The sequence below is a fragment of the Pseudoduganella sp. jia 12 genome, from assembly GCF_055502675.1.
Window position 1 is genome coordinate 83,328 of record NZ_JBUXKP010000013.1, and the last position, 26,637, is coordinate 109,964.

A 26,637-nucleotide genomic window follows, 5' to 3' on the forward strand; every position below is an offset into this window, starting at 1 on the left:
TCGGGCACCGGGATCCCTCCTCACTGCACCCACGTCACCGTTCCCCAATGCGTCACTTCAGGAGAGACCACCATGGCTTCAAATCAGGGTAACAATCGAGGCACTCGACAAGGCGAAGGACAAGGAAACAAGCAGAGCACCACCCGCAATCGCGGCTTCGCATCGATGGACCCGCAGCGGCAGCGTGAAATTGCGTCCGAAGGTGGTCGCGCAGCGCATGCCAAGGGTACCGCGCACGAGTTCACCTCGGAAGAGGCACGCCGTGCAGGGGCCATGAGCCACAAGAATGGCAATCGCCAGAGCGCCTCGCGCGCCAATGCCACCAGCGACAGCGACCAGGGCAACCAGGCCGGCCAGTCCGACAGCCGCGGTGAAAACCGCCAAGGCTGATAACGCAACAGCAGGGTAAACACAGGCACGGGAGAACTGTATGACTCCACCTGACAATTCCCGCAAGAACAACAATAGTGAAGATACGTTCGTTCTGGTAGATACCGAACATCCTGGCATCGGCAATGTCGACGTGCCCGAGACGGAAGTACGCCGCCTGGACAAGCCTATCCCCGGCAACCGCCAAGGCGCGGATCCGGGTTCACGCCAAAGCGGCGACCATTCGTCCCGACAGGGCGGTGAACCCCCGGGCACCGAAGGCGGTGCACCTGGGCCGGAAGCCAGTTCCGGTGTATGACGACACCCCGGCCACGAGCCGGGGTTTTTGTTTGCTGTGCCAGTGCGTCAATGGCCCAGTTCCCGGTGCTCCCCCACGTTCGTGGGCGGCTTGCCGGTAATGGCGGCCTTGGCCATGGCGAACAGCGTCACCATCTTGCTGTTGGCCGTATCCCAGTATTCGGCTGCCTGCACATTGACGCGCAGCAGGGCCAGGTGCGGGTCGTCGAGGCCTTGCGGGAACCAGGCCTTGACCATCGGATTCCACAGTTCCTCGGCCTTCGTGCGGTCGCGCAGCAGTTCGGCGCGGCCCGACACCGACACATACAGGTGATCGTCGACATCCGCGAACGATACGTTGATCGACGGATTGTCCAGCAGTTCATGCGTGAACGCTTCCTTGTCCGACACAAAGAACCACAGGCTGCCGGCATCGTCGAGCTGCTGCATGGTCAGCGGACGGCTCGTCAGTACGCCGCTCGCATCCTGCGTCGTAAACATGCCAAACTTTACATCCTTGATACGGTCGCGCAAATCGTGCAGTTCTTCGGTAGTGAACGTGGCCATGATGCTCCTTTCAAGTTTGTCCTACACAAGCGACCAGCATAGGCGAGAGCAACCGGACCCTCTGTACGCTACCGTACATGACCGTCCGATCGGAGATTTGTTTCGTTTGTAACAGCGGGTACGCTGCACATTGACGCTTCAAATGATAATCATTATCATCTACTGATTACTACAAGAACATAGCTATGAAAAACGTCGGCGGGGAAGCGGGCAACCGGGAAATGGCAAAGGAAGAGGCGAGGGTCGATGCACTGCAAGCCACGGCAAAGAATGCCAGCCGGGCCGTGTGGCTGAAGCAATTGCATCAGTGGCACTGGATTTCCTCCGCCCTGTGCCTGCTGGGCATGTTCCTGTTTACCATTACCGGCATCACGTTGAACCACGCCGCGCAGATCGAAGCAAAGCCCACGGTCGTGCGCAAGCAGGCCGCGGCGCCTGCCGCGCTGGTCGCGCAATTGAAGACGCTCGGGGAAGAACGCGACGGCGAGAAAGCGCCGCTGCCGGACGCCGCCGAACGGTGGCTGCTCGATACGTGGTCCGTGAAGGCGGGCGGGCGCGAGGCCGAGTGGTCGGTCGACGAAGTCTACCTGCCGATGCCGAAGGCCGGCGGCGATGCCTGGGTGCGCATCGGTTTCGAGGATGGCGCGGCCGAGTTCGAAAATACCGACCGTGGCTGGATCTCCTGGCTGAACGACGTCCACAAGGGCCGCAACACGGGCACGGCGTGGAACTGGTTCATCGATATCTTTGCCGTCGTGTGCCTGGTGTTCTGTATCACCGGATTCCTGATCCTGAAAATGCACGCGGCCAACCGGCCTTCCACCTGGCCGGTCATCGGGCTGGGGATGCTGATTCCGATCGTGATTGCTCTGTTGTTCATCCATTAATAAAAAAGGCATACCATGAAATTACGCTACTCCATCGCGCTCGGCATCCCGCTGGTCAGTGCGCAGGCGATGGCGGCCGACCTGGCCCTGAAACTGGACATCCCGCAGCTGAACGTGGCCGAATACCACAAGCCGTACATTGCCGCGTGGCTGGAAAACGCGGACCAGAAGGTGGTGACGAACCTGGCGGTGCTGTATGACGTGAAGAAAAAGGACAAGGCCGGCGAGAAGTGGCTGAAGGACATGCGCCAGTGGTGGCGCAAGACCGGCCGCGACCTGGCCATGCCGGTCGACGGCGTGTCCGGCGCGACCCGTGCACCGGGCGAGCATACGCTGACGTTCCCTGGCGCGAAGGATGCGCTGGCCAAGCTGCCGGCCGGCGACTACACGGTGGTAGTGGAAGCTTCCCGCGAGGCGGGCGGGCGCGAACTGGTGAAGGTGCCGGTGGCATGGCCGCCGAAGGGGGCCAAGGAATTCGCCGCGAAAGGCAAGGAAGAACTCGGTAATGTCGTCGTCCAGCTCAAGCCATAAGGAAAACATGATGCGTATTCAGAAAACCGTGATCGCGCTGGCACTGGCCGGCGCAGCGTTCGGCGCGCAGGCGCACAAGCCATGGGTACTGCCGTCGTCGACGTTCGTCGAGAACGACCGGGAAGCGTGGGTCACCGTCGATGCCGCCATCTCGGAAGGCTTGTTCGACATCGACCACGTGCCGCTGAAGCTCGACGGCCTGACGATCATCGGCCCCGATGGCGCCACGGTGGAGCCGCAAAACGTGGCCAACGGCAAGCTGCGTAATTCGTTCGACGTGAAGATGGCGAAGAACGGCACCTACAAGATCGCCCTGGTGAACCAGAACGTGTTCGCCAGCTACAAGGTCAATGGCGAGATGAAGCGCTGGCGCGGTCTCGAAGCCAACATGGCGAAGGAAGTGCCGGCCAACGCGCAGGAGCTGAAGGTCACGCGCACCAACAGCCGCATCGAAACGTTCGTGACGGCCAACGAACCCAGCGACGGCGTGCTGAAACCCACGGGCAGCGGCCTGGAACTGGTGCCGGTGACGAACCCGACCGAGCTGCGCGCCGGTGAAAAAGCCACGTGGCGCTTCCTGCTGGATGGCAAGCCCGCTGCGAACCTGCCCTTCAGCCTGATTCCGGGCGGCGTGCGCTACCGCGGCACGCTGAACGAAGTGCGCTTCAATACCGATGCCAAGGGCGAGATCACCTTCACGATCCCGGCCGCCGGCATGTATGTGGCGACGGCCAGCTGGCCGGCACCGCAGGCGCAGGGTGGCCAGGGCGGCCAGGGGGGACAGCAGCAACAGCCGCCGGCACGTCGCGTGACGTATTCGGGCACGGTGGAAGTGCTGCCCGAGTAATGGGCCAGGGGGTGCGCCGCACGTTGCTGCCCCACGCGATCTCGCCCGAACCGCCGCCCGCCGGCGCGCGGGTGAGGGAGTATCGCGGCCTCACCATGGGCACGAGCTGGTCGGCGCGGGTGGCCCAGCCGGACAATGAGCCGCGTCTGGCAGCCGACTTGCAGGAGGGACTGCAGGCGCAGCTGGACGAAGTGGTGGCGCAGATGAGCCACTGGGATGCGGGTTCGGATCTGGGCCGCTTCAACCGCGCGCCGGCCGGTACCTGGCAGGTGCTGCCGCCCGCGTTCTTCCACGTGCTGGCGTATGCGCTGGACGTGTGCCGCGATAGCGGCGGCGCCTGCGATCCCTGTGCCGGCGCGCTGGTCAACCTGTGGGGCTTCGGCCCCGTGAACCGATACGACGAGCCCGGCTTCGTGGCGCCGGCGCCCGACCAGGCGCGGGCCGCGCTGCCGGCCGCCCGCGTGCTGCTCGATCCCGTCAGCCGCAGCGCGCTGCAGCCGGGCGGCGTGCAGCTGGACCTGTCCGCCATCGCCAAGGGCTATGGCGTCGATTGCCTGGCGCGGTGGCTGGAAGGGCAGGGCATCCGCGACTACCTGGTGGAAGTGGGTGGCGAACTGCGCGGTGCCGGCATGAAGCCGGATGGCCAGCCCTGGTGGGTGGCGCTGGAAGGCGTGGATGGCGCCCCGGCCGGGGACGATGGCATCATTGCCGCGTTGCACGGGCTGGCGGTGGCCACGTCCGGCGATTACCGGCGCTATTTCCTGCAGGATGGCCGGCGCCATGCGCACACGATCGATCCGCGTACCGGTGCGCCGGTCGACCATGGCACGGCTTCCGTGACCGTGGTGGATGCCAGTTGCATGGCATGCGATGCCTGGTCCACCGCGCTGACCGTGCTGGGGCCGGTCGACGGGCTGGCGCTGGCGGAACGGCGCGGCATCGCCGCCCGCTTCGTCGTGCGCACGGCCGATGGCTTCGTTGAACACTTGAGCTCGCACATGCGGACGATGCTCGATCTCGCATGAACGCTCCAGCATGATCCTGACGAACGATATGACCCGGCTGGCGCTGACCGCCGCCTGCTTCGCCGCGTATGGCGTAACCTGTTATTTGCCGTGGCTGCGCATGCGCCGCAAGCGCGCCGCTGCCGCTGCGTCCGCCGGGGATGCTTCCAGCTGGATCGTTGCCTACGCGAGCCAGACCGGTAACGGCGAGGAACTCGCGCAACAGACGGCGGCCACGCTGCGGCTGGCCGGCATCGGCGTGCGCGTGATGGAACTGGGCGATCTAACCGCCGCGACATTGCAGGGCGCCGGGCGGGCGCTGTTCGTCGCCAGCACCTATGGCGAAGGCGATGCACCCGATGGCGGCGCGGCGTTTGCCGGCAAGCTGATGACGCGCGCCGTGCCGCTGGAACGCCTGCACTACGGCGTGCTGGCGCTGGGGGACAGCAGCTATGCGCATTTCTGCGGCTTCGGCCGGGCGCTCGACGGCTGGCTTGCGGCGCAAGGCGCGCAACCACTGTTCCCGCGCGTGGAAGTGGACCGGGGCGCGACGGCCGACCTGGCGCCATGGCGCCAGCACCTGTCGCACCTGGCGGGTACCAGCGATGCGCCGGACTGGGAAGCCCCGGCCTTCGTGCCATGGCGGCTGGCCGCGCGCCGGCTGATGAATCCGGGCAGCGCGGGCGCGCCTGTCCATCACATCGAACTGGTGCCGGCCACAGGGGCGTTGCCGGACTGGCAATCGGGCGACCTGGTGCAGGTGGCGCCGCCGGCGCAGCCGGACCGGCCACGCGAGTATTCGATCGCGTCGGTGCCGGGCGATGGTCGCGTCCACCTGCTGGTGCGGCTGCACCGGCACGACGACGGCAGTTCGGGCATCGCATCGGGCTGGCTGTGCGAAAGCGCCGCAGTGGGCGCGCCGGTGCCGCTACGGCTGCGGCAGCACCGGCGCTTCCGCCTGGAAGACAATGCCGCGCGGCCGCTGATCCTGGTCGGTAACGGCAGCGGCATTGCCGGCCTGCGCGGCCATCTGCGCGCGCGCGTGGCGGCCGGGCAGGGCCGCAACTGGCTGCTGTTCGGCGAGCGCCAGCGTGCGCACGACCTGCACTACGGCGACGAACTCGCAGGCTGGCAAGAGCGCGGGATGCTCGCACGGCTCGATCTCGCGTTCTCGCGCGATGGCGCCACCCGCGTCTACGTACAGGACTTGCTGGCGCCGGCCGCCGACACGTTGCGCGCGTGGATCGCCGACGGCGCCGCCATCTACGTCTGCGGCAGCCTGGAAGGCATGGCGGGCGGTGTCGACCGCGCGCTGCGCGACATCCTCGGCGCCAGCGCCGTCGATGCGCTGGCGGCGGAAGGCCGGTACCGGCGCGACGTCTACTGACCGGCAATCTTTCCAGACACCGGGGTCAGACCCCAATCCATGGCAATCTTTCCAGAAACCGGGGTCAGACCCCAATCCATGTTCCAGAAACCGGGGTCAGACCCCAATCCATGGCAATCTTTCCAGGATTCGGGGTCTGGGAGGAGCACTGTCTTGCATGGCAGTACCGCTGCGCCGGCAAGGAGCGATGCTCCTTGAAGATGTTGCCCTGCATGGCAACATCGTTCTGCAGGCGCGGAGCATGCTCCGCCAAACCCCTGCGCCACTCCCGGCTTCGCCCCCCCCGGTCCAGGCAATCTTTTGCCGGGCGATATCGTGCGGCTGAAAAAAAGCCCCGCGCGAGCGGGGCCGAGGGAGTTCCGCGCGGGGTAGCGCGGAGAGAGGTACTCAGGGAGTCAGTTCCTCGAGCCCGCGCTGCAGGCTGGAGATGCTGGGGTTGTCGATGAAGACGCAGCGCTTGCCCGTGCGCTTGCAGAAATCCTTCACACGCCAATAGGCACTGTGGCTGATGCAGCCGGTCTGGCAGATCACGAGATCGGCCGCCGCGAGGCTCGCTTCGAGCTTGCCGGCGTTGTCTTCCAGCCCGCCGTCATGGTGGGCGAACTGGGCGCCCGCCCGTTCGATCAGGGAGCGGTATGACGCCACGTTGCCGCTGCGTCCGCCCACGCACAGGATGCTGCGCTCCGTCAGGCGGATCGGCATGCGGATCACGTGTTCGATGGGTTCCGGTGGCGCGGGCTCCTCGTCGCGCGTGGGGGCCTGTGCCTGGGCCTGCGCCAGTTCGCGGCGCAGCTCGGCCACCTGCTCGCGCAATTGCCGTTCGCGCTCGTCGCTCTGCTCCAGCCGCTGCGCCAGGCGCTCGCGCGAGGGCAGGTCGGGGATGGCGCCACGCAACCCTTCGAGTTCATGCCGCAGCGCGTCGATCGTGCTGTCGCGGCTCACCAGCTGGGCGCGCAATTGCATCAGCGCCAGCGCATCGCGTTCCTGCTCGGCGTTGCGTTCGAGCTGCATGGCGGCGCTGCGTTGCTGCATCTTCGCCAGCTCGCGCGCCAGTTGCCCGTTTTCCTCGACCACCGCGTTGAAGCGGTTGATGTCCGCGCGGGCACAGGCGCCCGCCTGGTGCTGGATCATGTGCAGGTCGCGGCACATGCGTTCTTCGAGTTCGGGCGCGCATCGGGGGTGTGTCAGGCCGGCCCAGAACGCACCGGCGACATCGCCGCCCGCCACGGCCGCTTGCCACAGTTCGCCCACCGCCTCGGTCGTGCGCGCGGCACGGAAGCGCTGGATGATGGCTGCGTAGCGGCGTTCCAGTTCCTTTTGCAGCACTTCGGACAGGCGGTTGCGTGTGCCGCATTCGCTGACGGCGCCAACGTGGATCTCGTAATCGTCGGCCAGGACCTGGCCGCCGGTGATCTTGCCCACCAGCTTGCGCAAGGTACCGATCGGCATCGATACGCCGACCAGCGGGCAATGGCAGGTGTGGCCCAGTTCCCAGATGCGGCGCCGGCGTGACGTTTGCGCCTCCTGGCCTGGCGTGGCTGCATGCTTGTCGCACATGGTCAGGCCACCTGCGGCGCACGGCCCCGTGTCATCAGCCGCGCAAGGAAACCGTCATCCTTTTTTTGCGGCGGCGGCAGCGTGCGCTCCACGACGCTGGCCCATTGTTCGGACAACTGCTGGCACGTGGCCGCCAGCACGGGCGACAGGCCCGGCAGGACGGCCAGCGCCTTCAGGTGGCGCTCGATGACGGAAGCGAGTTTCACGCAGCCCTTGCCGTCGGCCGTGTAGTGGGACATCAGGTGCAGCACGGCGGACAGCATCAGCTCCGGCTGCTGCCCGCCGGCGGCGGGTGCCAGGTAGATCGGATCGGTATGGTCGATAGCCATCGAACTCTCCTCTAGAACTATCAGCTGGCGACGGCTGGCTGGAATGGCCCGGTGATTCAGGCAGCGATTCAGGCGGTAAGAATCAGCTTGTTCAGCTGCGTGATGCGCAGGCGGTAGATGCGGCCCGCATGTTCGATCTCGACTTCGCGCTGGTCTTCCATGAGGCCGGCGGTGGTCAGGCGGCGTACGGGAACGGGCTGCCGGGCAGCAGGCGCCGGCTTCGTTTGGTTGGCTTGGGTCTGCATGGTCATTTTCGCCTTAAATAAGAATGATTCGCATTTGCATTATTCGTCAGCGCTGACGGAAATGCAAGCGTTTTTTGGCAGGCGTGCGGGAACATGGCCAACCCCCGCATGCATGCGGCCAAGATAAAAAAAGGCCCGCCGAAGCGGGCCCAAGCTGGGTGAGGTAAAGGTTGAGGCGCTGTCAGACCGTGGCGACCAGTTGTACCGGCGGCGTGGGTGCGGCTTCGGCGGCGGCCTTGGCACGGCTGGCAGCGGACTTGCTGCGGGAACGCGAAGGCGGCAGGCGGCGCAGGGTTTTCAGTGCATCCGGATCCTTGATGCCGATCGTGCGCTGGTCGACCGTGATCAGGCCGATTTCATTGAAGGCCGACAGCGTGCGGCTCACCGTTTCCAGGGTCAGGCCCAGGTAGCTGCCGATTTCATGACGGGTCATGCGCAGGTTGAACAGCTTGCTCGAATAACCCATCTGGGCAAAGCGGTCGGCCAGCGACACGAGGAAACGGGCCACGCGGGCTTCGGCGCTCAGTGCGCCCAGCATGCCGATCATGGCCTGCTCGCGCACCAGTTCGCGGCTCATCACGCCATACATCATGTGTTCCAGTTCCACGTGAACGCGGCCGAGCGCGGTCAGCTTCTTGAACGGCAGCAGGATCAGGTCGCAGTCGGACAGGGCGACCGCCTCGGACGAGTAATGGCGGCTGTGGATGCCGTCCACGCCCAGCATGTCGCCTTTCATCGGGAAGCTCAGCACTTGCTCGTTGCCGAATTCGTCGATCAGGACCGTTTTCAGGAAGCCCGAGTTGACGATATACAGCGTGTCGAACGGCTGGCCGATCGTATGGATGCGCTGGCCGGTCTTGAACTGCACGTGCTGGAACAGCAGTTCCTCGGCGTTGACGGAGCAGGCCGCGGGAATATGCAGGAGGTCGCAGACTTCCTTCAGGTTCGACCAGAGACGACCCTGGCGCTGGCGGCCCGCTTCCATGGCGGGGGATTGCGCAGCCTGGGCGGCGACTCGGGTTTCGGACATTTGCGTGGGGAGCATGCTTATCTCCTGATTTCAGGTCATGTATGTTCGGATTTAACAGCGAATTGGTTTAGAGCTGATAGTGAAACTATTCCTGGTTTTGGATCCGGTTTTGAACTACCGGTTTTTTTTTGCTAGTGCCGCCGATCCGAATGAAACCTGTGTGAAGCTCGGTGAAGCTCAGTGAAGCTTAGTGAGATTCGTGTGGATTTGCGGCAACTCGCTTTGGAATGGTTTCAGTATGCCAACGGGGGGGAGGGATAGATATCGGCATGCGCTGAATGTGCTCGTAGGAGCTGGCGCCATATTGTAGGATTACTCCTACCGACCGAGAGTGTGCTTCAGAGGGGGAAGGCAGCCCGCAGGCGGGCGCGGCGGGTCAGGATTTAAACGGCGACAGTAGTTTATGCGCCACTGCGTATTGAACCATTTCCGACAGTGAACTCATCCCCATTTTCTGCATGATGCGCGTTTTATGGGTACTGACGGTTTTTACCGACAGGTGCAGGCTATTGGCGATTTCGGTAATCGACTTGCCGGATACGAGCAAGGAGAATACCTCGAATTCCCGGTCCGACAATTGTTTATGCAGCAGGCTTTCATTCGGCATCATGATATTGAGTGCCAGCTGCTCGGCGACTTCGGTACTGATATAGGGCCGCCCCGACGCCACCTTGCGGATGGCGCCCACCAGCTGCGTGCCGGCGCTTTCCTTGGTCAGGTAGCCCTGGGCGCCAGCGCGGATGGCGCGCACGGCATATTGTTCCTCTTCGTGCATGGTAAGGATCAGCACGTTCAGTTTGGGGGCCTCGCTGCGGATCTGGCGGATCAGGTCGACGCCGCTGCGGCCCGGCATCGACAAGTCGAGCAGCAGCAGGTCGAAGCCGCCCTGACGCACATGGCGCAGTACCTCGAAGCCATCGACGGCTTCGCCGACGATGTCGATATCGGGGGCACCGTCGAGGATGCGCTTGAGGCCTTCGCGCATGATGGTGTGGTCGTCTGCGATGACTATTCTGATCATGGGTGGTTCGGTGACACTCCGGTGTTGCCTGTCATCCCGATGGCGCGGTATCGAGCCATGCGGGAGCAGAATGGGCTGTTTCTGGCAATGTGTTCGAGGCGGTAACGGCGGGATGTTGCCAGCCTCGGTGCTGCAAGCCCAAGGTGAACGTAATGAGCCTTAATGGACGTAACGAGCCTTACGGGGACGTAACGAGCCTTAGGGGGACGTAGCGAACCTAATCGGGCAGGGGTTCTTTCAGGAGGCGGTGCACGAGCACCGGAATCTTCGAATGCGACAATACCTTGTTGGTGACACTGCCCAGCAACAGCTGGCCCCAGCCACTGCGGCCGTGGGAGCCGATGAAGATCAGGTCGCAGCCTTTCTGCTCCGCGATCTCCACGATTTTAAGCGCCGCGCTTTCGGCAAAGGCGGTCATGCTTTCGCACCGCACGCCTTTCTTGTCGCACGATGCCACGATCGCTTGCACGTGATCGCGGCCGGCGCGCCCCATGGCGGCGCGGTACTCTTCTTCGCTGGGGTAACTGGGCGGAATGATCTCGACATAAATCGGGTACTGGTACTCGGGCGCGACGAACAGTGCAAGGACCTCGGCGCCGAGTTGCTGGGCAAACGAGACGCCGGCGCAGGCGGTCATCCGGGACACGGCGGAACCGTCGGTGGTAATCAGAATTTTCCGGTACATGACCCGCTCCTTGAATACATGCGCTCCCTCATTGTAGTCGCGAATTGCGCTCTTGTCTCAATGCAAAGACTTGATCTTTCTCAATAGAGAGATGAGTCCGGCACAAGCTTGCCGTTGACATTATGTTTGTATATGACAAACATCGTGGCATGCCGGGCGACCCAAATACAACAGAAAACCGGCCTTTTACAGTTGCCGCGCAGGATTGACTGGACCGAGATTGAACAAGCGGACGACCCCCTGCTACACTCGCGGAAGTGCGTGAATATTGCCGAGCGTCATCACTCAGGACCCTTAGGCAGTTGATACGAAAGCATTTTTTGATTATGGAGAAGCAGGGATATGACCGACGCCGCTGATGATTTCGACGCATTATTTGAGGAAGTGTCCGCGCAGCGTGCCAACGCCACCCCGGCACCGGCTCCGGCCCCCGCGCCGGCCGCTGGCGCTGCCGATGACGACCTGGAAAGCCTGTTCGACGAGGTCGCCTCGACCCGCACCGCCCCCGCACCTGCACCGTCGGCTCCCGCCGCCGCGCAGGCGGCCGATGCTCCGGCCGCCGAGGAAGGCCAGCAGGACGGCACCATGTTCGAACGCCTGGGCGGCATCGTCCGCCTGCTGCACGACTCGCTGCGCGAACTGGGCTACGACAAGGCATTGACGGAGGCCTCGAGCCAGATCGTGGATGCGCAGGACCGCCTGGAATACGTGGCCTCGCTGACCGAACAGGCTGCCAACAAGGTATTGAACACGCTGGACGATGGCATGCCGGCACAGGACGTGCTGTCAAAGAAGTCGAAGGAAATGGAAGACCGCTGGGCCGCACTGTTCGATGGCAAGCTCAGCATTGAAGAATTCAAGACGCTGGCCGGCGATTCGCGCGCATTTGCGCAAGCCGTGTCCGAAGCCACCGAAGCCGAAAAGGCGCGCCTGCTGGAAATCATGATGGCGCAGGACTTCCAGGACATCACGGGCCAGCTGATCAAGAAAGTGGTGATCATCACCAAGACGGTCGAGTCGGAGCTGGCTCAATTGTTGAAAGACAATGCGCCGCCTGACAAGCGCGAGCTGATCGCGCAGAAAGAGGCCCTGGAAGTGTCGCTGATGAGTGGGCCGTCGGCTCCGTCCGTGGCGCTGAACCAGGACAATGTGGACGACCTGCTTGCCGATCTGGGGTTCTGATGGACGATATGCTCAAGGAGTTCGTCGTTGAGGCGATGGACTTGGCGGTCAATGTCGAGGAGCACCTGCTGCATCTCGAACGCGATCCGCAGAACAAGGAAACGCTGAACGCCGTGTTCCGTTCGTTCCACACCATCAAGGGTGGCGCGGGCTTCATGAATCTCGGTGCGCTCGTGTCCGCCTGCCACCTGACGGAAAACCTGTTCGATGCGCTGCGCACCGGCGCCGCGCCCGTCACGCCGCTGTCGATCGAAGCGGCGCTGCAGGCGTCCGGCTTCGTGGCCGACCAGCTGGCGGAACTGAACAACGGTGCTTCGCCGGAAAGCATGGGGCCGATGCCGGCCGACCTGGAAGCGATCCTCAACGAAGCGATCGAGGGCAAGGAAAGCTCGGCCAAGCCGGCGGCGAAAGCCGCCCCTGCGCCGGCACCCGTGGCAGCACCAGCGCCGGCACCAGCCGTGGCGGCGCCGCGCGCGCCCTCGGCCGATGGCCTGGACTGGGAATCGATGTACGAGGCGGTGGTGCCTCCGGGGACGTACAACCGTCCCGCCGGCGCACCCGTGCATGCTGCTGCGCCAGCTCCTGCCTCCGTCACCGCCGCCGTTGGCGCTCCCGTGGCGCCTGCGGCCGAAGCACCGGCCGCCCCGGCGCCTGCCGCCGCGCCTGCCGCCGATGTCGCACCCGGCACCGGGAAGAAATGGGATGGCGTCGAGCGCCGCGACGAGGGCAAGCCTGCCCATGCCGCGCCCGCGAAAGAGGAAAGCATCCGGATCGACGCGGTCAAGCTGGACGCGCTGCTGGAAGTGGCTGGCGAATCCGTGCAGGCCGCCAACCAGGCCGCCGTGCTGCTGGAACGCCTGCAACAGTTCAAGTTCGAAGGCCAGGCCGCCACGCTGATGTCGGCCCTGACCGAAACGCTGGAGCGCGCGTCGCGCTATTCCACGGAGCTGCAGCGCGCCACGCTGGCGACCCGCATGCAGCCGGTCGGCCGCCTGTTCCAGAAATTCCCGCGCCTGGTGCGCGAACTGGCGAAAGACCTGGGCAAGGAAGTCGAACTGGTCATCGAGGGCGCGGAAACGGAAGTGGACCGCGTCGTCGTCGACAGCCTGTACGACCCGCTCGTGCACATGCTGCGCAACGCCCTCGACCATGGTGTGGAAGGCCCGGACGCCCGCGTGGCCGCCGGCAAGAACCCGAAAGCAACGATCCTGCTGAAAGCGTGGCAGGAAGCCAACAGCGTAATGATCGTGCTGCAGGACGACGGCAAGGGCATGGACCCGGCCGCGCTGCGCCGCAAGGCCGGCGAGAAGGGCCTGATCTCGCCGACCGCGAACATGACGGACGACGAGTCGTACCAGCTGGTCTTCCTGCCGGGCTTCTCGACGAAGGAAGTGGCGTCGTCGGTTTCCGGCCGGGGCGTGGGCATGGACGTGGTGAAGACCGCCGTGGAGAAGAACCGCGGCGCGATCCACATCGAATCCGCGCTGGGCAAGGGCACCAAGTTCGCGATCCGCCTGCCGATCGAACTGTCGATCGTGCCGACGATGCTGGTATCGACCTCCGGCGCGCTGCTGGCGCTGCCGATGGCCGTCGTCGAGCGCGTGGTGGAACTGCCGGAAACGTTCAACGAAGTGGGCGGCGCGCCCGTGATGAAGGACCAGGGCCGTCCGTTGCCGGTGCGTTCGCTGGCCAATGCGCTGGGCTACGAATTGTCCGCCGAACGCGTGGGTATCGTCATCAACGCGCCACAGCCATATATCCTGGCCGTGGGCGCCGTCGACGGCACCGCCGACCTGGTGATCAAGCCGATGACGGCGCTGACCGTCGAAGGCGTGACCGGTACCGCGCGCTCGGCCGAGGGCGAGCTGGTGCTCGTCGTGGGCCTATCGTTCCTGATGGATGGTTGCAGGAGCAGCGTGCGCATGGCAGCATAGACAGTTCGCCAAGCAAATCACCCGAAAAGCCTGCGACCGCAATCGCAGGCTTTTTCGCTTTCTAAACTAAAATATTGCTTTGAACCGGGGTCAGACCCCAATTTTGCGCAACATTTCCTGAATCCGGGGTCAGACCCCGGTTTTGAGAAATGTTTCCTCGAAAATAGGGTCTGCCGGTTCGCCGGTTCGCCGGACCGCCATTTTCGGAGCAACAATTTGCAGCATCGGCGCCCTAGGCGCGCAGCAGGGAAATGCAAGGGACCGCGGCCCACGAGGCGGAAAGTCGGCTTGTTTTGCAGCGCACAAACTGTGGCATAATCAAAACGGAACTTTCTACACACAGGCAGCAAGCAGCATTATGAAGACGCTTTACGACAAACTCTGGGAATCGCATGTGGTGCGCACGGAGGACGACGGCACCGCCATCCTGTACATCGATCGCCACCTCGTGCATGAAGTCACCAGCCCGCAAGCCTTCGACGGCCTGCGCGCAGCCAACCGCTCTCTGTGGCGCCTGTCCGCCAACCTGGCGGTGGCAGACCACAACGTGCCCACCACCGACCGCTCGCACGGTATCGAGGATCCTGTTTCCCGCCTGCAGGTGGAAACGCTGGACAACAACACCAAGGAGTACGGCGTCACGTACTTCAACATGAACGACAAGCGCCAGGGCATCGTCCACGTGATCGGCCCGGAGCAGGGTGCCACGCTGCCCGGCATGACCGTCGTTTGCGGCGATTCGCACACGTCCACCCACGGCGCCTTCGGCGCCCTGGCGCACGGCATCGGCACTTCCGAAGTCGAGCACGTGCTGGCAACGCAGACGCTGCTGGCGAAAAAGTCCAAAGCCATGCTGGTGCAGGTCGACGGCGAACTGCTGCCCGGCGTGACCGCCAAGGATATCGTGCTGGCCATCATCGGCAAGATCGGCACGGCCGGCGGCACCGGCTACGCGATCGAGTTCGGCGGTTCCGCGATCCGCGCGCTGTCGATGGAAGGCCGCATGACGGTCTGTAACATGGCGATCGAAGCGGGCGCGCGTGCCGGCATGGTCGGCGTCGACGACACCACGATCAATTACGTGAAGGGCCGCCCCTTCGCACCGGCGGGCCCGCACTGGGAACGCGCCGTCGAGTACTGGCGCACCCTGCACACCGAACCGGGCGCGAAGTTCGACATGGTCGTCACCCTCGATGCCGCCGAGATCAAGCCGCAGGTCACCTGGGGCACTTCGCCCGAGATGGTCGTGCCGGTCGACGGCCGCGTGCCCGATCCCGACCAGGAAAGAGACCCGGTCAAGCGCGAGGCGATGGAAAAGGCGCTGGTCTACATGAACCTGAAGCCGAACACGGCGATCGAGGATATCCGCATCGACAAGGTGTTCATCGGCTCCTGCACCAACTCGCGCATCGAAGACCTGCGCGCCGCCGCCGCCGTCGTGCGCGGCAAGCAGCGCGCCTCGAACGTGAAACTGGCGATGGTGGTGCCGGGCTCCGGCCTCGTCAAGGAACAGGCCGAGCGGGAAGGACTGGACACGATCTTCAGGGCCGCAGGCTTCGAATGGCGCGAGCCGGGCTGCTCGATGTGCCTGGCCATGAACGCCGACCGGCTGGAGCCGGGCGAGCGCTGCGCTTCCACGTCGAACCGTAACTTCGAAGGCCGCCAGGGCCAGGGCGGGCGCACCCACCTGGTCTCGCCGGCCATGGCAGCCGCGGCCGGTATCGCCGGCCATTTCGTCGACATCCGCGCGATCCGCTGACCTGATCGACCCCAACGGCAGAGTCCGGGGGCAGACCCGCCGGGTCTGACCCCAGTATTTGCGGTTGGGGTGAAAGCAAGCGCTACCCAAACTTTCACAAGAAGTCAGAACCATGAAAACCCTGTTCGCCATCGCCCTCGCCACCATCGTCCTCACCGGCTGCAACACGGTTGCCGGCTTCGGCAAGGATGTGCAGAAGGTCGGCCAGGCCGTCGAAGGCGCCGGCAGAAAATAACACGCAGCACGGCCAGGTGCCGTGCGCAACCGAAAGAGCAGCATGGACAAATTTACGATTTACGAGGGCCTCGTCGCCCCGCTCGACCGCTCGAACGTCGATACCGACGCCATCATCCCGAAGCAGTTCCTGAAATCGATCCGCCGCACGGGCTTCGGCCCCAACCTGTTCGACGAATGGCGCTACCTGGATCACGGCGAGCCCGGCATGGATAACGCGAAACGTCCGGTCAATCCCGACTTCGTGCTGAACCAGCCCCGCTACCAGGGCGCGTCGATTCTCCTTACGCGCAAGAACTTCGGCTGCGGCTCCTCGCGCGAACACGCACCGTGGGCCCTGGAACAATATGGCTTCCGCGCCATCCTGGCGCCCAGTTTTGCCGACATCTTCTTTAACAATTGCTTCAAGAACGGCGTGCTGCCGGTCGTCTTATCCGAAGCGCAGATCGATCATCTGTTCGACGAAGTCAAGGCCTTCCCCGGCTACCGCCTGGTGGTGGACCTTGAGCAGCAAGTCATCCGCTCCCAGGACGGCAAGATCTCCTACCCCTTCGAGGTCGACGCCTTCCGCAAATATTGCCTGATGAACGGCCTCGACGATATTGGCCTCACGCTGCGCCACGCGGATACGATCCGCGCGTTCGAGGAGCGGCATCTGGCAAGCCAGCCCTGGCTGGCCAACTCGATCTGAAAACGGGTAAATAACAAATGAAAATCGCAATCCTGCCGGGCGACGGCATCGGCCCGGAGATCGTCGCCCAGGCTGTCAAGGTGCTGAACGCACTCGACGAGAAGTTCGAACTGGAAACCGCGCCGGTCGGCGGTGCCGGCTACGAAGCGGCCGGCCACCCGCTGCCGGAAGCCACGCTGGCACTGGCCAAGGCGGCCGATGCCGTGCTGTTCGGCGCCGTCGGCGACTGGAAGTACGACACGCTGGACCGTCCGCTGCGTCCCGAACAGGCCATCCTCGGCCTGCGCAAGAACCTGGGCCTGTTCGCCAACCTGCGTCCGGCGATCCTGTATCCGGAACTGGCCGGCGCTTCCACGCTGAAGCCCGAGGTGGTGTCGGGCCTGGATATCCTGATCATCCGCGAACTGACCGGCGATATCTATTTCGGCCAGCCGCGCGGCGTGCGCGAATGCCCGGACGGCCCGTTCAAGGGCCAGCGCGAAGGCTTCGACACCATGCGCTATGCCGAGGGTGAAATCCGCCGCATCGCCCACGTGGCGTTCCAGGCCGCGCAAAAGCGCGACAAGCGCCTGACCAGCGTGGACAAGGCCAACGTGCTGGAAACGTTCCAGTTCTGGAAAGACATCGTCACCGATGTGCACAAGGAATATCCGGACGTGGCGCTGGACCACATGTATGTCGACAACGCCGCGATGCAGCTGGTGCGCGCGCCGAAGAAGTTCGACGTGATCGTTACCGGCAACATGTTTGGCGATATCCTGTCCGATGCCGCCGCGATGCTGACCGGCTCGATCGGCATGCTGCCTTCGGCCTCGCTGGATGCGAACAACAAGGGCCTGTACGAACCGTCGCACGGCTCCGCGCCCGACATCGCCGGCAAGGGCATCGCCAATCCGCTGGCCACGATCCTGTCCGCCGCGATGATGCTGCGCTTCTCGCTGGGCCGCGCCGAACAGGCCGACCGCATCGACAACGCCGTCAAGGCCGTGCTGGCCCAGGGCCTGCGCACCGCCGACATCCACGAGGAAGGCACCACGAAAGTGGGCACCGAGCAGATGGGCGACGCCGTCGTCAAGGCACTGGCGAAATAAACACTTGTACACGGAACGTGCCGCTGGCGCGTTCCACTAAAACATCCAAAACATCCGAGGGTAACGATATGAAATTAGTAGGTCTGGTAGGCTGGCGCGGCATGGTCGGTTCCGTGCTGATGCAGCGCATGCAGGAAGAGGGCGATTTCGAGCACATCGAGCCGGTCTTCTTCTCCACGTCGAACACGGGCGGCAAGGCCCCGGCAATGGCGAAGAACGAAACCACGCTGAAGGACGCCACCGATATCGACGAACTGAAGCGCTGCGAGATCATCATCTCCTGCCAGGGCGGCGACTACACGAGCGAAGTGTTCCCCAAGCTGCGCGCGGCTGGCTGGAACGGCTACTGGATCGACGCGGCATCCACGCTGCGCATGGACAAGGATTCGGTCATCGTGCTCGATCCGGTCAACCTGAACGTCATCAAGGATGCGATGACGAAGGGCGTGAAGAACTTTATCGGTGGCAATTGCACCGTGTCGTGCATGCTGATGGGCCTGGGCGGCCTGTTCAAGGCCAACCTGGTGGACTGGATGACGTCGATGACGTACCAGGCCGCTTCGGGCGGCGGCGCGCAGCACATGCGCGAGCTGCTGACCCAGTTCGGCACGATCAATGCCGCCGTGAAGCCGCTGCTGGACAATCCGGCTTCGGCCATCCTGGAAATCGATCGCCAGGTGCTGGCCACGCAGCATGGCCTGTCGGCCGAGGAAACCAAGCAGTTCGGCGTGCCGCTGGCCGGCAACCTGATCCCCTGGATCGACAAGGACCTGAACAACGGCCAGTCGAAGGAAGAGTGGAAGGGCGGCGCCGAGACCAACAAGATCCTCGGCCGCGGCGAAGGTTTCGCCACGAAAGCGATCCCGGTGGATGGCCTGTGCGTGCGCATCGGCGCGATGCGCTGCCACTCGCAGGCACTGACCATCAAGCTGAACAAGGATGTGCCGCTGGACGAGATCAACGACATCATCGCCAACGACAACCAGTGGGTGAAGTTCGTGCCGAACACGCGCGAAGCTTCCGTGCGCGACCTGACGCCGGCCGCCGTGACTGGCAGCCTGACGATCCCGGTCGGCCGCGTGCGCAAGTTGTCGATGGGCCCGGAATACATCTCCGCGTTCACCGTCGGCGACCAGTTGCTGTGGGGCGCGGCCGAGCCGCTGCGCCGCATGCTGCGCATCGTGCTGGACAAGTAATCCGCAGATTGGCATGCAAAAACCGGGCCGCGAGCCCGGTTTTTTTGCGTCGACACTCCGGCTCGCACCATGCAATGCGTTGCGTTACGCATACAAGTTGTATGCAAGCATATCCGGCCTCGCCAGGCGATCGAAAGCCTGCTAGGCTGAATGATCACAATGACAAGCGAGGCCCGACATGAAACGCGCGCTCGTTGCCGGGTCCGTCCTGGCAGTATTGTTCGGCAACGCGCTCGCGCAGGACTCGACTGCGCAGGCATCCCTCTCCGATTACCGTTACCAGCTGGTCGACCTGGATCCAGCCGATGGCATCGCGCCCTCCATCGCCTTCCCCATCAACAGGCGGGTTGCCGCGACCAGCGTCGCCGCGCTCTATGGCGACGAACAAAGCAATGACGAACAGCCCAGCAGCGCAGGCGAACTGGTGTCGTCATCGCAGGTCGCCGGCAGCGCCCAGGCCACGGCCTGGTTCAGTGGCGACACGATGGGTGCGTCCGGCAGTATCGGCGAGGCCGGCATCTATCAGGCGGTTGGCCTCTGGGAGGCCGTCTACATACTGAGTCCCCGAACCAAACTGATCTTCACCGGCCACGCCACCGGGGCGCTTGCCATTGGCACCCCGGTGCCGGGGCAGAACAGCGCGGCGGGTGTATCGGTGCGCTTCACGCCTTCCGACGATGGCACGCCCAGCCTCTATTCCAGGATGCTGTCGACGTACAACCCCGGCGGCGGCACGGCATTCGATGACTGGTTCCAGGTCGAGTTCGTGAACGATTCGGGCCACGACCTGATTTCCGAACTGCAGATATCGGCCAGCGCGTTGGCCGTCGTCAGCGTGGTTCCTGAACCGTCGAGCTATCTGATGCTGGGCACCGGCCTCGTTCTTGCTGGCGGCATGCTGCGGCGGCGCCGCGCTTGAGGAACGAATCGAGAAACGAACCAAGCCTTTCATAGGGGGCGCGCGCTCCGGGAGCAGCGCTTGCATGCTCACGGGCATGATGTTATGTTGGGACGTCCGGCCAAGCCCCGGCCGCCCGTTGCCAACTTAACACCATAAGAATATGCCCGTATATAAACGCTCCAGGGTCGCTTCGTTTGCGTTGTCCGCATTGGCCAGCGCCGTCATCGGCGCAGCCATCCTCCCGCCGGCGCATGCCGCCGGCCTCGGCAAGCTCACCGTGCTGTCCGCCCTGGGGCAGCCGCTGCGCGCCGAAATCGAGCTGACGGCCGTCACGCCGGCAGAGGCAACCGACCTGGCCGTGAAGCTGGCGCCGCTGGAAGCTTTCAAGGCCGCGAACGTCGAATTCAACCCGGCATTGCTGAACCTGCGCTTCGATATCGAGCAGCGTGAAGGGCGGCGCTTCATCCGCGTAACCTCGGCGCAGCCGGTCAACGAGCCGTTCGTCGACATGCTGCTCGAGCTTTCCTGGGCCAACGGACGCCTCGTCCGAGAATACACATTCCTGCTGGACCCGGCGGAAATGCGCAACCCGCAATCGCCGCAGGTGGCGGCACCGGTCGACGTCAACCGTGCCGCCGCGCAGGCCGGCGCACCGGCCACGCCATCCACCCCTGCACCGGCGGCCACTCAGCCGGCGCGCCCACAGGCCGCCCGTGAAGAAGCCGACGATATCCGCGTCAAGCGTGGCGACACGCTGTCCGGCATCGCCAGCGGCATCAAGCCGGCCGACGTGTCGCTGGACATGATGCTGGTGGCACTGTATCGCGCCAACCCCGAGGCGTTCAGCGGCCGCAACATGAATCGCCTGAAGGCGGGCAGGATCCTGTCGGTGCCGGATACGGAGGCGGTGCGCGGCACCGACCGTTCCGAAGCGCGCCGCGTCGTCATCGCGCACGCGGCCGACTTCAATGCCTACCGCAATCGCCTGGCCAGCCAGGTCGAAGCGGCCACGCCGGCCCAGGCCCAGGTGCCGCAGCAAAGCGCCGGCGGCAAGATCACGGCGAAAGTCGAGGAACGGCCGAACGCCGTCAACGAAGCCCAGGACCAGCTGAAGCTGTCGAAGGCGGGCGAGGCCTCCGGCAAGGCCGGTACCGAGGACAAGATCGCGAAAGACCAGCAGGTGGCCGATGCCGCCGCGCGCGTCAAGGAGCTGGAAAAGAACGTCAGCGACCTGGAAAACCTGATGGCAGTGAAGAGCCAGTCCGGCGCGGATGCGCAGAATGGCGCCGTGCCTGAGTTGGATAACAATGGCTCGCCGGTCGCGGCCGCGCCGCAGCCGGTGGCGCCCGCCGCCAACCCGGCGCCGGCACGCCCCGCCGCGCCACCGCCCGCCGCGGTCGTGCTGCCGGAACGCCTGGAACCCGGCCTCATGGATGCCGTCAAGGACAATATCGCCGCGCTCGGTATCGCGCTGGCGGCGATCCTGGGCGGTACCGCGCTGATCCTGGCGCGCCGCCGCAAGGCCGCGCCCGCCACCGTGGCGCAGAAAGTGCCCGTGGCCGAGCCGTCCGCCGACGCGGGCGCGCAGTCGCTGTTTGCCGAGCCGGGCGGGCAGAGCGTGGACACGAGCAACAGCGTCTTCAATTCGAACTTCGCGCCGTCCGCCAGCCAGCTCGACATGAACGAAGTCGACCCGGTGGCCGAAGCCGACGTCTATATCGCCTATGGCCGCGATGCGCAGGCCGAGGAAATCCTCAAGGAAGCATTGCGCACGCACCCGGAACGGCACGCGGCGCGGCTGAAGCTGCTGGAAATCTATGCGAACCGCAATGACCTGCGTGCCTTCGAGGTCCAGGCCAACGAACTGTATGCGCTGACGAGGGGGCAAGGCGACGAGTGGGCGCAGGCCGCCGCGCTGGGCCGTTCGGTCGATCCGGACAATCCGCTGTATGGCGCACAGGATGGTGCCGGTCCGGTTGCCGCCACCGCGGCCGCGGCGGGTGCCGCGGCGCTTGCCGCCGATGCGGCCAGCCCAGCCGCGCCTGGCAGCGATTTCGCCGCCGCGCTGGACGATGCGGCGCGCGCCCGTGCCGCCGAACCGGCACCGCACGAAGGCCTCGATCTCGACCTGAGCAAGGAGCCGGTTCCCGAAACCGCCGTCAACGCGCTCGATTTCGATTTTGCCGAACCACCCGCGCCGGCTGCGGACGATCGCCTGGGGGACTTTGATTTCAGCGATGCGACCGCGCAGCCGGATGCCCCGGCGGCGGGGCAGGCTGGCACCGCGCAGCCGAGGGCGGACGAGGCCGGCGACGCGGACCATTACCTGGACTTCGACCTGGGCGGCCTGGATCTCGAGGCATCGCCGCAGGAAGCCAAGGCGGCGGACGATGCAGCCGGCAAGGCCGCGGACGCCCCGGCCGATCCGCTCGACCTGGCATTCGACCTGCCACCCGAGCCGGCGCAACCGGCCGTGGCACCTGCGCCGGATTTCGATTTCGACCTGCCTGACGACAAGGCTGCTCCGCCGGTACCCTCGGCCGCCGCGCCGGGCGCCGACCCGCTGGCCGAACTCGACCTGATGGACTTCGACGTGCCCCCGCCCGCGGTCGCCACGCCGGGTACCGCCCGACCGGGCGAGCCGGCCCCGTCGCTGGACGAGTTGGACCATGGATTGCCCGACCTGCCGCCGGCACCGGCCACCGCACCGCCGCCGCCGGAATTCGACCTGACCGGCATCGACCTGGACCTGGATGAAACGGCCACGCCGCAAGCGGAGCCCGCTTCCGTGCCAGCTCCCGCTGCACCGACCCCGCAGCAGATGGAAATGGATACCAAGCTCGACCTGGCTGTCGCCTACCAGGAAATCGGCGACAAGGAAGGCGCCCGCGAACTGCTCGACGAAGTACTGCGCGGCGGCAGCAGCGAGCAGGTGGCGCGCGCCAACCAGATGCTGGCGCAGCTGGGATGACCGGCAGCGGCCCCGGCTTGCAGCCCGGGGCCGGCCATGCGCATATGCTTGCGCGTATAATTCCCGCTCTTTCACCGAGGCAGGGCAGGCATTGAAACGCATCGCATTGGGCGTCCAGTACAACGGCGCCGACTGGCAGGGCTACCAGGTCCAGCCGCATGGCCAGACCGTGCAGGACAAGCTCGAACAGGCCATCGAACGCTTTGCCTGCGTCCACATCGGCACCACCTGCGCCGGCCGCACCGATGCCGGCGTGCATGCGCTGGGGCAGGTCGTCCATTTCGATACCGGCCTGCAGCGCGAGCCGCATGCCTGGGTGCGCGGCATCAACGCCTTCCTGCCCGATTCGATCGGCGTGCGCTGGGCGAAGCAATTGCACGAAGTCGTCCCTTTCGGCGATGCCGAATTCCAGCCCGAACACGATTTCCACGCGCGCTTCTCGGCCCGCTCGCGCACGTATCACTACCTGCTGTACAACAATGCCGTGCGCGCGCCGCTGCTGTCCGGCCGCGCCGGCTTCTGCCATCGCCCGCTGGATGTCGAGCGCATGCGCGCAGCGGTCCACCCGCTGCTCGGCCGGCATGATTTTTCCGCGTTCCGCGCCGCCGGCTGCCAGGCGAAAACGCCGGTCAAGGACATGTACGAGATCGGCATCGAACAGCATGGCGACATGATCCTGTTCACGTTGCGGGCCAGCGCCTTCCTGCACCACATGGTGCGCAACCTGGTCGGTTCGCTCGTCTACATCGGCCAGGGCCGCGAAAAGCCGGAATGGCTGGGCGAATTGCTGGAAGGGCGCAACCGCACGCTCGCCGCGCCCACGTTCATGCCGGACGGCCTGTACCTGGCGCAGATCGAGTACGACGGCAAATGGGGCTTGCCGCAGGAATCCCCGCGCATCCTTCCCGCATTCTGAGATTGTCGAACATGACCATGCACCGTACCCGCATCAAGATCTGCGGCCTGACCCGCGAAGAAGACCTGGCCGCCGCCGTGGCCGCCGGGGCCGATGCGATCGGCTTCGTGTTCTATCCGAAGAGTCCGCGCTACGTGACGCCGCAGCGCGCGGCCGAGCTGATCGCCACCTTGCCGCCGTTCGTCACTGCCGTCGGGCTGTTCGTCAACGTGCCGGCGGATGACGTGGCGGATATCGTGCGGGTCGCCCCCGTGGGGTTGCTGCAGTTCCACGGCGATGAAACAATCGAGGCGTGCGCCGCGGCCGCGGCTGCCGTGAACCGCCCGTTCCTGCGCGTGTTCCGGGTAAAACCGTCCACGACCGGCGCCGAGCTGCTAGAATACGAGGCACAATGCCGCGCCTCGTCGCGGTCTCATGCCGCCCAGTTTGCCGGGCTTCTGTTCGACACCTATGTCGATGCCTATGGCGGCGCAGGAAAGGTTTTCGATTGGTCTCTCATTCCAGAAGAACTCGCGCATCGGGCCGTTTTGAGTGGTGGCTTGAGCGTGCAAAATGCGACTGGCGCGGTGGCGCAGGTTCGCCCTTGGGCGGTTGACGTCAGTTCCGGCGTCGAAGCCGCGAAGGGCATCAAGGATGCCGGCCTGATTGCGCAATTCATTGCCGCGGTAAAGGCCGGCGATGCCACCCCCGGGAACGTCGCATGAGCGTGCACACCTGAGCGTGTACACCTGAGTTGTACGCCGACGGCGTTCCCCCGTTACCAGAGAACGCCATCATGACTTCCGAATTTTCCGCATCTTCGCCCACAGCTTCCCTTGCTGCACCGCTGTTCCACGCCACCGATTACCAGCTGCCCGACAGCACCGGCCACTTCGGCCCGTACGGCGGCTCGTTCGTCGCCGAAACGCTGACCTATGCGCTGGCCGAGCTGAACGAGGCCTATGTCCGCTACAGCCAGGATCCTGAATTCCTCGAGGAATTCCGCTACGAGCTGAAGCACTTCGTCGGCCGGCCTTCGCCGATCTACCACGCCAAGCGCTGGTCCGAGATCGCCGGCGGCGCGCAGATCTACTTCAAGCGCGAAGACCTGAACCACACCGGCGCGCACAAGATCAACAACGTGATCGGCCAGGCGCTGCTCGCCAAGCGCATGGGCAAGCCGCGCATCATCGCCGAGACCGGCGCCGGCCAGCACGGCGTGGCCACGGCGACGATCTGCGCCCGCTTCGGGCTGGAATGCGTCGTCTACATGGGCGCCGAGGACGTCAAGCGCCAGGCGCAGAACGTCTACCGCATGAAGCTGCTGGGCGCCACCGTCGTGCCCGTCGAATCCGGTTCGAAGACGCTGAAGGATGCGTTGAACGAAGCCATGCGCGACTGGGTCACCAACATCGAAAACACGTTCTACATCATCGGCACCGTGGCCGGCCCGCACCCGTACCCGATGCTCGTGCGCGACTTCCAGTCCGTGATCGGCGAGGAGTGCCTCGTGCAGATGCCGGAGATGACGGGCCGCCAGCCCGACTACGTGCTGGCCTGCATCGGCGGCGGGTCGAACGCGATGGGTATTTTCTATCCCTACATCGACCAGAAGGAAACGCAGCTGATCGGCGTGGAAGCGGCGGGCGAGGGCCTCGATACGGACAAGCACGCCGCTTCGCTGACGAAGGGCTATCCGGGCGTCCTGCACGGCAACCGCACCTACCTGCTGCAGAGCGACGACGGCCAGATCATCGAAACGCACTCCGTCTCCGCCGGCCTCGACTATCCCGGCGTGGGTCCGGAGCACGCCTGGCTGAAGGATTCCGGCCGCGCACAATACGTGTCGATCACCGACGAGGAAGCGCTGAGCGCATTCCACGACTGCTGCCACATCGAAGGCATCATCCCCGCGCTGGAATCGTCGCACGCGCTTGCGTATGCCGCCAAGCTGGCCGCCACGCTGCCGAAGGACAAGATCGTGCTGGCCAACCTGTCCGGCCGCGGCGACAAGGACATGCACACCGTGGCCGAGCGCATGGGACTCAAGTTCGGCTGATCGCCGCACCTTTTTCCAAGCGTCGCTATCGTCAATTCCAACCCCACGGCGGGTCGGGGTCGGACCCGCCGGGTCCGACCCCAGCGCCTGCCGTCGGGGTCTTCAAGCAGAGAACAACCATGTCCCGTATCGCCCAGACTTTCGCCGCGCTGAAAGCGCAAAACAAGACCGGTCTCGTGACCTTCATTACCGCAGGCGATCCATCGCCCGCATCGACGGTGCCGCTGCTGCACGCCCTGGTGGCGGGCGGCGCGGACGTGCTGGAACTCGGCGTGCCGTTTTCCGACCCGATGGCCGAAGGCCCTGTCATCCAGCGCGCCTGCGAGCGCGCGCTCGTGCATGGCGTGGGCATCCGCCACGTGTTCGAGTACGTGCGCGAATTCCGCAAGACCAACCAGCACACGCCTGTCGTGCTGATGGGCTACGCCAACCCGATCGAGCGCATCGGCGTGGACGAATTCGTCGAGCAATCCCGGGCGGTGGGTGCCGATGGCGCGATCGTCGTCGACTACCCGCCCGAGGAGTGCGAGGCGTTCGCCGCCAGGATGCGTTCAGCCGGCCTCGACCTGATCTTCCTGCTGGCGCCCACGTCGACCGAGGCGCGCATCGCGCAGGTGGCCAAGGTGGGCAGCGGTTTCTCGTACTACGTGTCGCTGAAGGGCGTGACCGGTGCGGGCAACATCGATACCGCCCAGGTGGCCGAGCGCATCGCCGCGATCCGCCAGCATGTCAGCCTGCCCATCGGCGTGGGCTTCGGCATCCGCGACGCCGCCACGGCGAAAGCACTGGCCGGCGTGGCCGATGCCGTCGTCATCGGCAGCCGGATCATCCAGGAAATCGAAGCCGCCGAGCCGGAGCAGGCTCCGGCCGCCGTACAGGCATTCGTCGCCGGCATTCGCAAGGCGCTCGACGAATAAGCCACTAAAGTCCAGCCCGTGTTGTCGGACCATGATCCGACTGCCTGGCAG

At 65.0% G+C, this 26,637-nt stretch carries 27 protein-coding genes; 20 read left to right on the plus strand and 7 right to left on the minus strand.

Features of this window, described 5'->3' with window-relative positions; translation table 11 throughout:
- Positions 1-72: 72 nt before the first annotated feature.
- Both ACY65G_RS25285 and ACY65G_RS25290 read left to right on the plus strand, forming a co-directional pair.
- Positions 73-390, plus strand: a complete 318-nt coding sequence (locus ACY65G_RS25285) for a KGG domain-containing protein (protein WP_465000047.1) — start codon at positions 73-75, stop codon at positions 388-390.
- A 40-nt stretch (positions 391-430) separates the two neighbouring features.
- Positions 431-688 carry a hypothetical protein gene (locus ACY65G_RS25290; protein ID WP_130188098.1) on the plus strand — a complete coding sequence of 86 codons (258 nt, stop codon included), beginning with the start codon at positions 431-433 and terminating at the stop codon, positions 686-688.
- 47 nt (positions 689-735) lie between these two features.
- On the opposite strand, the gene ACY65G_RS25295 is transcribed toward ACY65G_RS25290, so the two are convergent.
- On the minus strand, positions 736-1,233 hold the full coding sequence (locus ACY65G_RS25295) for a pyridoxamine 5'-phosphate oxidase family protein (protein WP_465000048.1): 498 nt from the start codon (positions 1,231-1,233) through the stop codon (positions 736-738).
- A gap of 221 nt (positions 1,234-1,454) precedes the next feature.
- Between ACY65G_RS25295 and ACY65G_RS25300 the strand changes: the two genes are divergently transcribed.
- Genes ACY65G_RS25300 through ACY65G_RS25320 form a run of 5 tightly spaced genes read left to right on the plus strand, consistent with a single transcriptional unit; the run spans position 1,455 to position 5,889 of the window.
- The gene (locus ACY65G_RS25300; protein ID WP_465000166.1) at positions 1,455-2,120 is read left to right on the plus strand and encodes a PepSY-associated TM helix domain-containing protein; all 666 of its coding nucleotides are present in this window, start codon (positions 1,455-1,457) and stop codon (positions 2,118-2,120) included.
- Positions 2,121-2,135: 15 nt separating this feature from the next.
- On the plus strand, positions 2,136-2,651 hold the full coding sequence (locus tag ACY65G_RS25305) for a DUF2271 domain-containing protein (RefSeq protein WP_465000049.1): 516 nt from the start codon (positions 2,136-2,138) through the stop codon (positions 2,649-2,651).
- A gap of 10 nt (positions 2,652-2,661) precedes the next feature.
- On the plus strand, positions 2,662-3,498 hold the full coding sequence (locus tag ACY65G_RS25310; protein WP_465000167.1) for a DUF4198 domain-containing protein: 837 nt from the start codon (positions 2,662-2,664) through the stop codon (positions 3,496-3,498).
- Positions 3,498-4,523, plus strand: a complete 1,026-nt coding sequence (locus ACY65G_RS25315; protein WP_465000050.1) for an FAD:protein FMN transferase — start codon at positions 3,498-3,500, stop codon at positions 4,521-4,523. Before ACY65G_RS25310 ends, ACY65G_RS25315 begins: the two co-directional genes overlap by 1 nt.
- Before the next feature lie 10 nt (positions 4,524-4,533).
- Complete coding sequence (locus tag ACY65G_RS25320; protein ID WP_465000051.1) at positions 4,534-5,889, plus strand: sulfite reductase subunit alpha; 1,356 nt, start codon at positions 4,534-4,536, stop codon at positions 5,887-5,889.
- Positions 5,890-6,276: 387 nt separating this feature from the next.
- Here ACY65G_RS25320 and ACY65G_RS25325 read toward each other — a convergent pair whose 3' ends face one another.
- The 6 genes from ACY65G_RS25325 to ACY65G_RS25350 all read right to left on the minus strand — a co-directional run bounded on the left by ACY65G_RS25325 (position 6,277) and on the right by ACY65G_RS25350 (position 10,756).
- Positions 6,277-7,446, minus strand: a complete 1,170-nt coding sequence (locus ACY65G_RS25325; RefSeq protein ID WP_465000052.1) for a DUF2325 domain-containing protein — start codon at positions 7,444-7,446, stop codon at positions 6,277-6,279.
- 2 nt (positions 7,447-7,448) lie between these two features.
- The gene (locus ACY65G_RS25330) at positions 7,449-7,775 is read right to left on the minus strand and encodes a hypothetical protein (protein WP_465000053.1); all 327 of its coding nucleotides are present in this window, start codon (positions 7,773-7,775) and stop codon (positions 7,449-7,451) included.
- Between the two features lie 68 nt (positions 7,776-7,843).
- The gene (gene hemP / locus ACY65G_RS25335; RefSeq protein WP_465000054.1) at positions 7,844-8,020 is read right to left on the minus strand and encodes a hemin uptake protein HemP; all 177 of its coding nucleotides are present in this window, start codon (positions 8,018-8,020) and stop codon (positions 7,844-7,846) included.
- Between the two features lie 181 nt (positions 8,021-8,201).
- Positions 8,202-9,005 (minus strand): Crp/Fnr family transcriptional regulator, encoded by an 804-nt coding sequence (locus tag ACY65G_RS25340; RefSeq protein WP_465000168.1) that lies wholly within the window; start codon positions 9,003-9,005, stop codon positions 8,202-8,204.
- A gap of 421 nt (positions 9,006-9,426) precedes the next feature.
- A complete protein-coding gene (locus ACY65G_RS25345) occupies positions 9,427-10,071 on the minus strand; it encodes a response regulator (RefSeq protein ID WP_131144470.1) in 645 nt (214 codons plus the stop codon).
- A 217-nt stretch (positions 10,072-10,288) separates the two neighbouring features.
- Positions 10,289-10,756 carry a universal stress protein gene (locus tag ACY65G_RS25350; protein WP_465000055.1) on the minus strand — a complete coding sequence of 156 codons (468 nt, stop codon included), beginning with the start codon at positions 10,754-10,756 and terminating at the stop codon, positions 10,289-10,291.
- Positions 10,757-11,098: 342 nt separating this feature from the next.
- Here ACY65G_RS25350 and ACY65G_RS25355 point away from each other — a divergent pair, with 342 nt between their 5' ends.
- The 13 genes from ACY65G_RS25355 to trpA all read left to right on the plus strand — a co-directional run bounded on the left by ACY65G_RS25355 (position 11,099) and on the right by trpA (position 26,586).
- Positions 11,099-11,938 (plus strand): protein phosphatase CheZ, encoded by an 840-nt coding sequence (locus tag ACY65G_RS25355; protein ID WP_465000056.1) that lies wholly within the window; start codon positions 11,099-11,101, stop codon positions 11,936-11,938.
- Positions 11,938-13,872, plus strand: coding sequence for a chemotaxis protein CheA (locus tag ACY65G_RS25360; RefSeq protein ID WP_465000057.1), 1,935 nt, complete (start codon positions 11,938-11,940; stop codon positions 13,870-13,872). Before ACY65G_RS25355 ends, ACY65G_RS25360 begins: the two co-directional genes overlap by 1 nt.
- 355 nt (positions 13,873-14,227) lie before the next feature.
- Positions 14,228-15,631: a 3-isopropylmalate dehydratase large subunit gene (leuC, locus tag ACY65G_RS25365; protein WP_465000169.1), complete on the plus strand. Its 1,404-nt coding sequence runs from the start codon at positions 14,228-14,230 to the stop codon at positions 15,629-15,631.
- A 112-nt stretch (positions 15,632-15,743) separates the two neighbouring features.
- Positions 15,744-15,866 (plus strand): entericidin A/B family lipoprotein, encoded by a 123-nt coding sequence (locus tag ACY65G_RS25370; protein WP_465000058.1) that lies wholly within the window; start codon positions 15,744-15,746, stop codon positions 15,864-15,866.
- A 42-nt stretch (positions 15,867-15,908) separates the two neighbouring features.
- A complete protein-coding gene (gene leuD, locus ACY65G_RS25375) occupies positions 15,909-16,556 on the plus strand; it encodes a 3-isopropylmalate dehydratase small subunit (protein WP_465000059.1) in 648 nt (215 codons plus the stop codon).
- 17 nt (positions 16,557-16,573) lie between these two features.
- Positions 16,574-17,647: a 3-isopropylmalate dehydrogenase gene (leuB, locus tag ACY65G_RS25380; RefSeq protein ID WP_465000060.1), complete on the plus strand. Its 1,074-nt coding sequence runs from the start codon at positions 16,574-16,576 to the stop codon at positions 17,645-17,647.
- 68 nt (positions 17,648-17,715) lie between these two features.
- Positions 17,716-18,843, plus strand: a complete 1,128-nt coding sequence (asd, locus tag ACY65G_RS25385; RefSeq protein ID WP_465000061.1) for an aspartate-semialdehyde dehydrogenase — start codon at positions 17,716-17,718, stop codon at positions 18,841-18,843.
- A gap of 178 nt (positions 18,844-19,021) precedes the next feature.
- On the plus strand, positions 19,022-19,762 hold the full coding sequence (locus tag ACY65G_RS25390; RefSeq protein WP_465000062.1) for a PEP-CTERM sorting domain-containing protein: 741 nt from the start codon (positions 19,022-19,024) through the stop codon (positions 19,760-19,762).
- A 142-nt stretch (positions 19,763-19,904) separates the two neighbouring features.
- Complete coding sequence (locus tag ACY65G_RS25395) at positions 19,905-22,715, plus strand: motility hub landmark protein FimV (RefSeq protein ID WP_465000063.1); 2,811 nt, start codon at positions 19,905-19,907, stop codon at positions 22,713-22,715.
- A gap of 91 nt (positions 22,716-22,806) precedes the next feature.
- The gene (gene truA / locus ACY65G_RS25400; RefSeq protein WP_465000064.1) at positions 22,807-23,631 is read left to right on the plus strand and encodes a tRNA pseudouridine(38-40) synthase TruA; all 825 of its coding nucleotides are present in this window, start codon (positions 22,807-22,809) and stop codon (positions 23,629-23,631) included.
- Positions 23,632-23,648: 17 nt separating this feature from the next.
- Entirely contained in the window at positions 23,649-24,335 is a 687-nt protein-coding gene (locus tag ACY65G_RS25405) for a phosphoribosylanthranilate isomerase (RefSeq protein ID WP_465000065.1), read from the plus strand.
- 71 nt (positions 24,336-24,406) lie between these two features.
- The gene (trpB, locus tag ACY65G_RS25410; protein WP_465000066.1) at positions 24,407-25,669 is read left to right on the plus strand and encodes a tryptophan synthase subunit beta; all 1,263 of its coding nucleotides are present in this window, start codon (positions 24,407-24,409) and stop codon (positions 25,667-25,669) included.
- Positions 25,670-25,788: 119 nt separating this feature from the next.
- Entirely contained in the window at positions 25,789-26,586 is a 798-nt protein-coding gene (trpA, locus tag ACY65G_RS25415) for a tryptophan synthase subunit alpha (protein WP_465000067.1), read from the plus strand.
- Positions 26,587-26,637 lie beyond the last annotated feature (51 nt).